This is a genomic window from Amycolatopsis sp. NPDC004169, from assembly GCF_040610315.1.
Lineage (GTDB): Bacteria > Actinomycetota > Actinomycetes > Mycobacteriales > Pseudonocardiaceae > Amycolatopsis.
In genome coordinates, this window is sequence record NZ_JBEXMD010000005.1 from 285,702 (window position 1) to 298,073 (window position 12,372).

Here is a 12,372-nt window from a genome sequence, read left to right on the forward strand (position 1 = left end):
AGACGACTGTGTGCCGGTGAGTGGCATCTTCCCTTGACGTACGATATATCACCAAAGAATCATCGGATCTCTCCGGACGAGGAGGTCCTTTGAGAATCCGACTGCTTGCCTGCCTCGCCGCCGCCGTTGCGCTGGTGGCGAGCCTCGTCAGTCCTGCGAACGCCGAGCTCTACCACCCTCGCCAAGACTGGCTGCGGGCCTCGACCGCCGGGCTGTTCCTGCACTGGGGCATGTTCACCGCGCCGCGGCACACCGACTGCGCCGCCTGGGAGCGCGACGTCACCGATGGCGGCTGGACACCGGGCTACTGGATCGACGAGGCCACGAAGCTGGGCGCGTCCTACGTCGTCCTCACCACCTTCCACAGCCGGCTGGGCTACGCGCGGCCGTGGCCGTCGAAGATCCCCGGGAGCTGCTCGACCCACCGCGACTTCCTCGGCGAACTGATCGCCGCCGGGCGGGCCAAGGGAGTCCGCGTCATGCTCTACATGACCGATGATCCTCAGTGGCACAACGAAACCGGCCACGAATCCCTCGACTCGGCCGCCTACTCCGCCTACAAGGGCAAGCCGGTCGACCTGACCACCCGGCCCGGCTTCGGCGAGTTCTCCTACGACCTCTTCGACGAGGTCATGGACCGCTACTCCGACCTCGCCGGCTTCTGGATCGACAACGACAACGAGTACTGGGAGCAGCACGGGCTCTACGAGCACATCCGCGAAAAGCGCCCATCCTGGTTGCTGAGCAACAACAACGAGGACACGCCGATCATGGACACGATCAGCAACGAGCAGAAGACCGGCATGACACCGTCCTACGACTACCCTCAGGCCGTCTACACGCCGATGCCGCGGCTCACCGAGGCCGACTACAAGCTGCCGACCAACGGCGACTGGTGGTACAGCGGCGGTGACCAGGCCGTCGACTTCCGGCTCTCCACCGGCCGCTACATCACGAACGCCGGCTCCTCGATCAAGTCGCTGATGGCCGAAACCGCCATGCTGAACGGGAAGTTCCCGCCCCAGCAGGAGGCGTTCAACAACTTCATGGCGTCCTGGACGCAGCCGATCAAGGAATCGCTGACCGGCACCGAGGGCGGCGGCTACATGTACGGCGGCCTGCAGCCCGGCTTCTGGAACGACGGCGCGCACGGCGTGATCACGGTGAAAGCGGCAACCCAGTACGTGCACGTCCTGACCCGGCCGTCGACCGACCTGGTCCGGCTGCGGGACAACGGTTACCGCATCACCGGCGTCTCGGACCTGCGCACCGGGAAGCCGATGCGGTTCGCTCAGTCCGGCGGCTACCTGTCCATCTTGGACATCCGGGACTGGGACACCTACGACACCGTGTTCAAAGTGGACACCGCGGGCCGGGAGTACTTCTACGACAAGAGCACGATCAAGGCGACGGCGTCGGCCAACTCGGCAACGGCGGCGAACCTCGTCGACGGCAGCTACCTCAACTACTGGGACGCGGGCGGGCAGCTCCCGGTCTCGGTGACGCTGGACCTCGGCCGGAAGCGGTCGACGGCCTACCTCGCGGTGCACGAGCGCGAATCTTCGCCGACGTACGCGCGGGAGTCTTTCGGCCGCGCCGAGGATTCCGCGCGCATCAAGGACTACCGCGTCCACGCCAGCGACGACGGGAAGACCTGGCGCACCGTCCGCACCGGCGCCCTGCCGAGCAACCGCGGCGTCCAGTTCATCGACATCGGCGAGGTGCACGCGCGGTACCTGCAACTGGAAGTGCTGAACACCTGGTCCGGGCCGCAGGCCAAGCCGTTCTACCGGCAGCTCGCGCTCGACGAGATCGACGTCGCCTACGGCTATCCCGACCCGCGCGGCGAGGTGCCGCTGGAAGCGGAGTCGTGGCGCAACGGCTTCGAGGGCAAGGCGTCGCCGGTGTGGTGCGAGGCTTGCTCGGGCACGAACGCCGTCACCGGCCTCGACCGCGGCGCCGTCGTCTTCCGGGACGTCCAGGCCACCGGCCCGGCGCGGCTGCAGCTGGACACGACCGGACCGGGCACGCTCGCGGTCAGCGTCAACGGCGCCGCGCCGGTCACCGTCGCCGCCCCCGGGGCGATCGCCGTGCCGACGGTCGCCGGCGCCAACACGATCCGGGTCTCCGGCAGCACCGGCCTGGACCGGATCGCGGTCGCGCCGCTGCCACCCGAGTCGTACACCCCGCGGACGACGTTGACCGTGCAACCCACCGGCATCCAATGGGTCTCGCCCGGTCCGCAGTCGCTGCGGATCACCGCATCCCTGCGGCTGGACGTCGACGACCCGATCGACCAGGTGTCGCTGGCGCCGGTGGTCCCGGCGGGCTGGACGGTCACGGGCGGCCCGGCGACGACGTCGGTGCTGGGGCTCGGCCAGGTGCTGAGCGGCTCGTGGACGGTGACCGCCCCCGCGGCCCAGGACGTGAGCATCCCGGTGACGGCGTCCTTCACGACGCTCGGACGCGCGAAGTCGGTCAGCAAGCCGGTGCAGGTCAAGCAGCGGCCCGCCGACCGGGTGTTCATGCGCGAGGCGGAGGACTCGGCGAACGACATCGGCGACGCCGGCGTCACGAACTGCTCGCCGTGCTCGGGCGGGCAGAAGGTGCGCAACATCGGCGGGAGCGCGGGCGCCGCGGTGACCTTCCCGGACGTCACCGTGCCCACGGCCGGCCAGTACCCGCTGTACCTGGACTTCACGGTCAACGGCGACCGGTCGTACTTCGTCTCGGTGAACGGCGGCGCGCCGGTCGAGGTCAAGGTCAGCGGCGCCGGGAACAACACCCCGTACACCACTTCGGTCCCGGTGCCGCTGACCGCGGGCGCCAACACGATCCGGGTCGGCAACGACCGTTCCGGGGCTCCGGATCTGGATCGGATTTCACTGGGTTAGCTCCATCGATGGTTGCCAATCCGGCCACAGCCACGGCCGAATGGCTTTGTAAAAATGGTTACGTGCCGAGTGGGGGTCGGCCTGCTTTTGGCCGGCTTGTCAGCTCCCGCAGCACCCGGGCCGCGTCGACTTCGACGGCGCGGCCCGGGTCCCCGCCCGGCGCGCTCCACGCGACGGACACCCACAGCTCGGCGTAGTCGCCGCGGTCCACGCGGGGCAGCCGCCAGGTGAGCCGGCCACCGGTCCGCTCGACGGCGTCCCCGCCGACCAGCCGCGACCAGTACGGCGGCACGTGCTGCCCGGCCCGCGAGCACCGCCGCAGCACATCGGCCGCCGGCCCGCCGACACTCACCACGGCGTCGGCGGTCTCGGCGGTGAAGGCGCTTTCCCAGGTGCGCTCCTCCGCCGGTGCGCCGGCCAGCTCGGCCTGGACGACGAACTCGCCGACGTCCTCCCGGGCCAGCACGCGGAGGACGGTGGTCTCGCGGGCGACCCCGGGCAGCCCGGAGGCGGTGCGGCCGGACAGCACGTCGAGCCGCACGGCCTCGTGCCGCCAGCGGCAGAGCCGGGCCCCGGACGCCAGGCCCCAGGTCAGCTCGGGTCTGGTGGGCACGTCCCAGCCGCCGGCGCGGACGGCGAACCGCACGTCGCCGAGCGGGGTGCCGACGCCGAGCGCCCGCGGAGCCGTCCGCGACAGCACTTCCGTGTCCAACATGGACACATCCTTACCCCGCGGGCCGACCGGCGAAAACGCGCTGCACCAACGTCACCCGACCGGGGAGCCGGCCGGAGCTCTGCCGGGCCGCTCCGGCCGGAAAGTGCCGCTCGGTCAGAACCCGGACGTGCCGTTCGGCGTGCCCAGCCCGGTCGGCCCGTCGTAGCCCGCGCCCGCCGTGCAGAGGTACGTGCCGCCGCAGCTGCCGTTCGAGCCGGACGTCACGTCGTACAGGCCGCTCGTGTGCGCGTACGGGTACGAGCCCGACGTCACCGAGTTGCCGGCCAGTGCGTACACGCTCGCGATCACCGGGGACGACAGGCTCGTGCCGCCGACCTGGACCCAGCCGTCCGCGCCCTGGGCCAGACCGAGCGACAGCAGGAAGTCGCACCACGACGAGCTGCCGCAGCTGTTGTACGTGTCGTACACGCCGAGCCCGGTGGCCGGGTCCGCGACCGCCGAGACGTCCGCGACCGTCCTCTTCGCACACCCGGTGTCGTGCTGCCAGGACGGCTTGGCCTCCAAAGTGGAGCATCCGCTGCCGCTGCCGCTCCACGTCGTTTCGGTCCAGCCGCGGGCGGCGGTCGTGGACTTCTTCAGCGTCGTGCCGCCGACCGCCGTGACGTACGGCGAGGAGGCCGGCCAGCTGACGCCGTAACCGGAGTCGCCCGAGGACGCCGTCACCGCGATGCCCGGGTGGTTCAGGTGCGCGTCCGCGGCGAGGATCGTCGAGTCCTCGGAGCCGCCGTAGCTGTTGGAGATCGCCACCACGCCCGGTGTCGCCGCGGCCGTGTCGACCGCGGTCATCAGCGGGTCGGTGTCCGGGGAGTCGGCCTCCACCAGCAGGATGTGGCAGTCCGGGCAGGTCGCCGAAACCGCGTCGAGGTCGAGGCTGATCTCTTCGGCCCAGCCGTAGTCGGGCGCCGGGAGCGGGCTCGCCGCGCCGTTCTGGTTGACCTTCTTGAAGCAGCCGTTGGCCGTCGTGCACGGGGACAGCCCGCGGGCGGACCGGAACTTGGCCAGGTCGGCTTCCGCCGTCGGCGCGTCCTGGGCGTCCACGATGGCGACCGTGCGGCCGTTCGCGTGCAGCCCGCCGAGGTTGTACGCGGCCTGGATCTCGGCCGGCCCGTAGCCGACCGGGGTCGAGACGACCAGCGGGCCGTTGCCCTTCGGCGACCGGACCGCCTTGCCGAGGCAGTGGAACTTGCCGGAGTTCGCGCAGCCGAAGTTCACCACGCCGCCGCTCTGCAGCGGGGCGGCTTCGGCGGTCGAGGTGGCCACCGTCAGCGGGGCCGCGATCAGGGAGAGGACGACGAGGGACCGGAACAACCGTGGACGGGCCATGGCCTACTCCTCGGTAGGGGACGAGGTGTGGCACGGGATCGTCGCATGTCACCCGGTCGAGGTCACCCGGCAGAAGAATGTTTCTCGGTTCAGTCATTCGCCCACCGTGGTCAGAAACCGACGAAGAGTGACGAACTGACTCACCCGTTCGCGCATTGGTCCAGACAAGTGTTATCAAAAAGTGATCGAGGCGCCGCTGACTGGGAGCTACTTTGTTGCGACTAGCAACAAATACCTCGTGGATCCCCAACGGCGGAGGTGTCACGGCGTGAACCGGACCTTGGACAAATTACGACGACGCGGCCCGGGCCTCGCGCTCGTGGCCTCGGCACTGCTGGTGGCGGCCGGGCTCAGCGCCCCGGCCGCGCTGGCCGCGGACGACTACACCCAGAGCGTCACGCAGCCCAGCTCCAGCCAGGTGCAGATCAGCTTCACCCCGACGACCCCGGCGCTGTACGTGGACGTCCACTACACCGGCGTCCCCGGCCTCGGCCAGCAGAACGTCCGGATGACCAACGGCTCGGGCACCTGGCGGACCACCGTCAACGGCCTGAGCAGCGGGAACGTCCTCGACTACTGGTTCACCTACGAGAAGAACGGCCCGCAGTACGACACCCCGCACTTCAGCTACACCGTCGGCGGCGGCGGCACGACGACGGTCGCGGCGCCGACGTTCAGCCCGCCCGGTGGCACGTATTCCTCCGCTCAGACGGTGACGATCAGCAGCGCCACCTCCGGCGCGACCATCCGGTACACGACGGACGGCTCGACGCCCACCGCGTCCTCGACGCTCTACAGTGGACCGATCAGCGTCCCGAACTCCCGCACGGTCAACGCGATCGCGCTGAAGTCCGGCTCGACGACGTCCTCGGTGTCGAGCGCGACCTATACGATCGGCACCCAGGCGGGCTGCCCGACGCAGTCCGACACCCCGAACTTCGGGTCGAACGTGCGGATCTTCGACCCGAGCATGTCGGCGGCGACGATCCAGGCGCAGCTGGACACGGACTTCAACAACCAGAAGGACACGCTGACCGCGCAGATGGCGGACCGGCGCGTCGCGCACCTGTTCAAGCCGGGCACTTACAACAATGTGCACGACAACGTCGGCTTTTACACCTCGGTCGCCGGCCTCGGCCAGAACCCGGGCGACGTGCTGATCAACGGTGACGTCACCGTCGACGCCTTCAACGCCTCCGACAACGGCGTCGCGCTGCAGAACTTCTGGCGCTCGGCGGAGAACATGGCGGTCAACCCCTCCGGCGGCAACGAGCGCTGGGCGGTGGCGCAGGCCGCGCCGTTCCGCCGGATGGACGTCCGCGGCGGGCTGCAGCTGTACCCGGCAAGCTACGGCTATGCCAGTGGCGGCTACATCGCCGACACGAAGGTGGCCGGCCAGGCCGCATCGGTCTCGCAGCAGCAGTGGTACACCCGCGACTCCCAGCTCGGCAGCTGGAACGGCGGCGTCTGGAACATGGTCTTCTCCGGCACCAGCGGCGCGCCGGCGACCACGTTCCCGAACCCGCCGGAGACCACGCTGGCGACCACCCCGGTCTCCCGTGACGTGCCCTACCTCTACGTCGACGGCACCGGCAAGTACCGCGTGTTCCTGCCTTCGCTGCGCACGAACGCGTCCGGCCCGAGCTGGGCGAACGGCAGCACCCCCGGCACCTCGGCGCCGATGAGCCAGTTCTACGTCGTCAAGTCCGGCGACACGGCCGCCTCGATCAACAACGCGCTCGCCGCGGGCTGCAACCTGTTCTTCACGCCGGGCGTCTACCACCTCAACCAGACGCTCAACGTGACCAAGGCGAACACGACCATCCTCGGCATCGGCTACCCGACGCTGGTGCCCGACAACGGCGTCAACGCCATGCAGGTGTCCGATGTGGACGGTGTCCGGCTCAAGGGCCTGCTCTTCGACGCCGGCACGACGAACTCGCAGGCGCTGCTGACGGTCGGCCAGTCCGGCTCGTCGGCGTCGCACGCGTCGAACCCGACGACCGTCCAGGACGTCTTCTTCCGGATCGGCGGCGCGATCGCGGGCAAGGCGACGAACAGCCTCATCGTCAACAGCTCCGACACGATCATCGACCACATCTGGGCCTGGCGGGCCGACCACGGCAACGCGGGCACGGTCGGCTGGACCACCAACACCGCCGACACCGGGCTCGTGGTCAACGGCGCGAACGTGCTGGCCACCGGCCTGTTCGTCGAGCACTACCAGAAGTACCAGGTGATCTGGAACGGCCAGGGCGGGCGGACGATCTTCTTCCAGAACGAGATGCCCTACGACGTGCCGAACCAGGCGTCGTGGAACGCGCCGTCGGGGGTGGCCGGGTACGCCGCCTACAAGGTCGGGTCGAACGTGACGTCCCATGAGGCATGGGGTCTCGGGAGCTACTGCTTCTTCGACACGAACCCGGCGGTGTCCAGCTACCACGCGTTCGAGGTGCCGAACACCAGCGGCGTCCGGTTCCACAGCCTGCTGACGGTGTCGCTCAACTACCGCGGCACGATCACGCACGTCATCAACGACACCGGTGGTGTCACGCCTTCGGGCACGGTGCCGGTCAACGTGGTCAGCTACCCGTAAGCGGTGGAGGACGCCTTCGGCGATGCGCTGAAGGCGTCCTCCACGGGTCACTTCACGACGATGTAGTAATCACGGCCGAGGCCGGACCGCTTGCCGTCGGCGGTCCGGCTGTAGACCTGGATGGGGTAGAAACCCGACGCGTCGGGCGTGAAGGTGAAGCTCGCCCGGCCGTCGGGGCCGGCCGGGACCACGGTCGGGTTGTCCCAGTCCTCGTACAGGTAGTAGACGTACTCGACGACGCCCGGCGTGCGCGGGGTCAGGGTGAAGACGCCGGCGACGCCGGGGCCTCCACTGGCCACGTTCTCCGGGTAGTCGGTGCTCGCCACCAGCGGAGCGTCACTGGCCCGGTAGACCTTGCCCGCGATCCCGGACGTCAACCCGGCGCCGGTCGTGCTCCACACGTCGAGCCGGTGGGAACCCCGCGTCGCCGTGACGATGTTCGCGGTCACGGTTCCGTCGGCCGCGGCCGCGACCGTGGTCTCGGGCCCGTTGTCGATCCGGTAGGTGTAGGAGACGACATCGGCCATGCCGGGCGAGAAGCGGAACTCGGCCGGAACACCGACCCCCGTCTCCCCGGGGCCGGTGATCAGCGGTTCCGTCGACTGCACGTAGAAGTGGTGGACGTGCTGCGGCGACCGGTTGCCCTCGCTGTCGACGCTCGCCACGTAGAGGTCGTCGGGCCCCGACGCCTGCGGCGTGTAGGACACCGTCGCCGAACCGCCGGGGTGGTCGGCCGCCACGAAGGTGGCGGCCGGATCGGTGTTGCCCCAGTAGAACCCGACGACCGAGTCATCGCCGTCGGCGCTGAAGGTGAACGAGCCCGGCACGCCGGCACCGGGGTGCCAGGCGTTGTCGTCGGGGTACTCGGCCGACGTCACGGTCGGCTCGGCGACCGGGGTGGCCGCACTCGCCTGCGCCGGCACGGCGGCCAACGCCACCACGGCGAGAAGTGTGGTGACCCCATGACGAACTCTCATCGGAAACCCCCCATGTGAAACCTGTGTCAATTACAGCTAAGCACAATCCGCACGGGAGGCGGCGGGCGTTTCCGGCGGGCCCGGGCTTCGGGGTCAGGCGATGTGCCACACCGCGGCGGCGCCGTCGAGCACGTCGGCGTCGAGGCCGAAGTAGCCGCGATCGGGCTTGGTGTCGGTGCGCTTGCGGCCGTCCGGGACCGCGGCCAGCCGCCACGTCTTCGTGTCCTGCTGCAGCACGCCTTCGTAGGTGTCCGGTGCCGGCTCGCCGAGGCCGATGGCGTCGCTGTGGCCGAGGCTGCCGGCGACGAACGCGTACCGCTCGCCGAGCAGCGCGCCGACGATCGCACCCGCGCCCGGCCCCGTGCGTTGCAGGTGACCGTTGTGCGCGAACACCAGCGTCGGGCCGCGGCGCGCCTCGATGACCCGGATGTCCAGGAGGTTCTCGGCCATGAGCACCGCGCGCAGGCCCGCCAGCCGCGCGATCCGCGTGTCCCGGTCACCGGGCCGGGCGGACGCCGCGTGGTAGCGCAGCAGGCCGCGGCCGGCGGTGGCGTTGGCCCGGGCCCGCCACCAAGCCGCGTCCAGCCGCGGTGCCCGGGCCTGCAGGGCGACGAGCAGGTCGTCGGCGATGACCCGCAGGGCACGGGCTTCCGCGGTGGCCCCGGGTGACCGGGCCGGGTCGAGGATCGCCTCGGATCGGCTCCACCGCTCGTCTTCGCCGGTCAGCGCGGCGATGTCGGCGTCGAAGCCGAGGTAGTCGCGGACGTGCTCGAGGTACGGGCGCGGGCTGGGGGCGCTGAACATTTCCATCGGGGCGTCGAAGCCGTGGCACGCCAGCGGTTCGCCGGCGGTCTCGTTGTACTCGCGCAGCCACGCCAGCAGCTGCCGGTTGGCGGCCACCTCGCCCAGGTCGTGCGAGAAGCCGCCGTCGAGCGCGGCGACCCGGTCGGTCTCCAGGGCGATCGAGCGGAAGCCGTGCTCGGCGAGCCGGGCGAACAGGTCGTTGCGCAGCCGCGCGCAGGCGGGCTCGAAGTGGGTCGGCTCGCCCAGCGCGAGCAGTTCGGCGGTGAAGTCGGCCAGGTCCATGTGGTTGAATCGTATCCTTGAAGACTCGGTTGAGACCTGCGGATCTCGCGCGCGAGCACGGCATCTCCACGCAGGCGGTCCGCAACTACGAACGGGACGGCTTCCTCCCGCCTGCCGCCCGCACCCCGAGCGGCTACCGGGTTTACACGGAAGCGCACGCGGCGGCCCTCCGTGCCTTCCTGGCGCTGGTCCCGGCCTACGGGCACGCCACAGCGGGCGGCATCATGCACGCCGCCAACGAAGGCGACCTCGGCCGCGCGCTGACGCTCGTCGACCGCGGACACGAGCAGCTGCTGCGGGACCGCGAAACCCTCAACGCGGTCCGCACGGCGATCGGGTCGCTGACCACCGGCACGGCCCCTGAGCCCGCCACCGCCGCGTGGTCGGTCGGCGAGCTCGCGCACCGCCTCGGCGTCACCGCGGCGACCGTGCGGGCGTGGGAACGCGCGGGCGTCCTGGTGCCGTCGCGGAACCGGGCGACCGGCCACCGGGTCTTCCGGGCGGCCGACATCCGCGACGCCGAACTGGCCCACCTGCTCCGCCGCGGCGGCTACCCGCTGGCCCACATCGCGACGGTGGTCGAGCAGGTCCGCACCGCGGGCGGCACGGAGTCACTGGCCGAGGCCCTCGCGACCTGGCAGGACCGGCTGACCGCCCGCGGCCTGGCGATGCTCGACGCGGCCGCCCGCCTCAGCGCGTACCTGGCCTCACGGGCGTGACCGCGGGTGCAGCCGGTCGTAGTCGTGCGCGGCCGCGCGCTGGGTGCGCACCGGCAGCGCCTTCTCCCCGGCTTCGTCGTCGACCTCGTTGAGGCCGAGCTGCACGGCCAGCCGGATCTGCTCGCGGTTGTCACGGACGACGGAGGAGAAGAAGTCGTCGATCCGCGGGTCGAGCAGCACTTCGAGGAGCACGCGGAACGAGGTGTCGACGCAGGCCCGCACGATCTCGTCGTGGAACGGCAGCCGCTTGAGCTTCCCGAGCTGCGGGTCCGCGGCGATCTTCTCCGCGATGATCGACCGCAGCTCGTCCTTGTGCGCGCCGAGCGACTTGGCCAGGTTCTCCGGGTAGTTGCCGGTTTCCAGCACCTTGACGACCTCGTCGAGCACCGCGATGGTCACCGGTTTCTTGATCGCCTTCACGATCGGCTCGGACAGCTTGTCCACGAGCCGGTAGGTGAACTGCTCGCCGACCGCCCGGTCCGCGGCCCGCCCGATCCGCACCAGCAGCAGCAGGACGCTGACGAACTTGTGCGCGGCCATCGCGGGGTGCGCGACCGGGATCATCGCGAACAGCTCGTACCAGTTGCGCACGAGGAACTTCCGGGCCCACCGGCGTTTCCGCCACCGCCAGAGGAACTCGAGCAGGAAAACCCCGCAGATGACGCAGTCGACGGAGAAGATGACGAGGCCGGCCGCCCGCGCCGGCGGGCTGAGCACCATGAAGCCCAGCAGGCCGACGGACCCGGCGGCGAGCACGAGCATGATCCAGTCGTCGGCGCGCACGTTCCCGGGCAGGATCCCGCTGTTGAGCTCGGGCTCACTGGTGACCATGCCCGATGATGGCACGGATGCCGCGGCCGGGCCGGGTCTGCGACCCCGGAGCGTGTCGAGTTTTTGTCCGGTTTTCGTCCCGTCCCACGGTGGCCGGATGCGGCATTGTGGACGGTGGCGGTCACGGCGAGGAGGAGCATGGAGCGCACACCGCACCACCGGTCCGCTCCGGCTCGCGGGGAAGCGGCTGGCGGTTCAAGAAGCGGGCTGCCAGCCCACGCCGTAGGACCGCGCGGGCCGCAGGTCGCGGAACCCGGTGTGCACCTCGCCCGCGTTGTCGAGGAAGAGCGGCTTGCGCGCGGTCAGCGGGTCCTGGGCGTCCTTGGAGAATTCGCCGTCGATGCGCCAGACGCGCTGCGGTGGCTGCCGCCGGTCGAACCGGACGTTGAGGTCGAAACTTTCGCAGGCGAATTCCGGGGTGCAGCAGTAGAACGGCGAGGGCAGCTCGTCGACCCGGATGCGGAAGAAGAACTCGTGCTCGTCCCCGGCGTCCAGCGGCTGCGGCGGGCGCAGGCTGAAGGCGACCCGCGACGAGCTGACCATCCGCACCGAGTGCACCTCGCCGCCGGCGACGACGTCGATGCCCAGGCCCGAGAGGTCCGGCTGGCCCGCCGTGCTGGCCGGGTGGGCGAGGGAGATCGCGTGCTCGACGTCGGCGAGCCCGGCGACGTGGCTGACCACCCGGCGGGTCTCGAAGACCTCGGCGGCGGCCACCCCGGTCAACGTCAGCCGGACCGCCAGCGCCGACGTGTGCCACGGGCCGTCCTCGCTGATGGCCGAGCCACCGCCGTACGGCCACGGCGTGCTGTACGCCGCCTCGGCGATCAGGTAGATGACGTCGTCGGCGCGCCGCTGCATGGTGCGCACGTTCCGGTCGGCGCCGCTGCCCAGCAGCTCCAGGCGCTGGGTGTAGCGCTCGTTCGGGCCGGTGCCGAAACCCAGGACGATCCGCGCCGTACCGCGGTGCGATTCGGGCAGCTTTTCGATCAACCGGCGGAGCGTTTCGACGACCTTGCCGCGAACCGTTCCCGGGGTGTCGTCTTCGTGCACACCGCACACTTCGCGCAACTGTTCGCCGACGATGGCGGGCAAGGTCTTCGCTTGGATGCCGAGCCCCTTGCGAAGCAGTTTCAACTCCGCTGAGAGAGCGTTGATCTTCGCTTCGGCCGCCTCCTGAGCCAAGCCGTCACCTCCGTCGCGGTCGTTGCGT

9 protein-coding genes are annotated in these 12,372 nt (G+C 70.4%); 3 read left to right on the forward strand and 6 right to left on the reverse strand.

Annotated features, from left to right (window positions below; translation table 11 throughout):
* Window positions 1-89: 89 nt before the first annotated feature.
* A complete protein-coding gene (locus ABZX11_RS09520; RefSeq protein ID WP_354911408.1) occupies window positions 90-2,894 on the forward strand; it encodes an alpha-L-fucosidase in 2,805 nt (934 codons plus the stop codon).
* Between the two features lie 58 nt (window positions 2,895-2,952).
* Here the strand turns inward: ABZX11_RS09520 and ABZX11_RS09525 are convergent, their stop codons facing one another.
* Both ABZX11_RS09525 and ABZX11_RS09530 read right to left on the reverse strand, forming a co-directional pair.
* A complete protein-coding gene (locus ABZX11_RS09525; RefSeq protein ID WP_354911411.1) occupies window positions 2,953-3,609 on the reverse strand; it encodes a hypothetical protein in 657 nt (218 codons plus the stop codon).
* A 114-nt stretch (window positions 3,610-3,723) separates the two neighbouring features.
* A complete protein-coding gene (locus tag ABZX11_RS09530) occupies window positions 3,724-4,953 on the reverse strand; it encodes a S53 family peptidase (RefSeq protein WP_176174427.1) in 1,230 nt (409 codons plus the stop codon).
* A gap of 268 nt (window positions 4,954-5,221) precedes the next feature.
* Here ABZX11_RS09530 and ABZX11_RS09535 point away from each other — a divergent pair, with 268 nt between their 5' ends.
* Window positions 5,222-7,549: a chitobiase/beta-hexosaminidase C-terminal domain-containing protein gene (locus tag ABZX11_RS09535; protein ID WP_354911414.1), complete on the forward strand. Its 2,328-nt coding sequence runs from the start codon at window positions 5,222-5,224 to the stop codon at window positions 7,547-7,549.
* 47 nt (window positions 7,550-7,596) lie between these two features.
* On the opposite strand, the gene ABZX11_RS09540 is transcribed toward ABZX11_RS09535, so the two are convergent.
* Both ABZX11_RS09540 and ABZX11_RS09545 read right to left on the reverse strand, forming a co-directional pair.
* Entirely contained in the window at window positions 7,597-8,490 is an 894-nt protein-coding gene (locus ABZX11_RS09540) for a hypothetical protein (protein ID WP_254897095.1), read from the reverse strand.
* Between the two features lie 129 nt (window positions 8,491-8,619).
* Entirely contained in the window at window positions 8,620-9,612 is a 993-nt protein-coding gene (locus ABZX11_RS09545; RefSeq protein ID WP_354911417.1) for an erythromycin esterase family protein, read from the reverse strand.
* Between the two features lie 17 nt (window positions 9,613-9,629).
* Between ABZX11_RS09545 and ABZX11_RS09550 the strand changes: the two genes are divergently transcribed.
* Window positions 9,630-10,331 (forward strand): TioE family transcriptional regulator, encoded by a 702-nt coding sequence (locus ABZX11_RS09550; RefSeq protein ID WP_354911420.1) that lies wholly within the window; start codon window positions 9,630-9,632, stop codon window positions 10,329-10,331.
* Here ABZX11_RS09550 and ABZX11_RS09555 read toward each other — a convergent pair.
* Together ABZX11_RS09555 and ABZX11_RS09560 are read right to left on the reverse strand one after the other, a co-directional pair.
* On the reverse strand, window positions 10,320-11,162 hold the full coding sequence (locus ABZX11_RS09555; RefSeq protein ID WP_176174423.1) for an ion transporter: 843 nt from the start codon (window positions 11,160-11,162) through the stop codon (window positions 10,320-10,322). The two genes, ABZX11_RS09550 and ABZX11_RS09555, sit on opposite strands and share 12 nt — an antisense overlap.
* Before the next feature lie 195 nt (window positions 11,163-11,357).
* A complete protein-coding gene (locus tag ABZX11_RS09560; protein ID WP_176174422.1) occupies window positions 11,358-12,344 on the reverse strand; it encodes a hypothetical protein in 987 nt (328 codons plus the stop codon).
* Window positions 12,345-12,372: the final 28 nt, after the last annotated feature.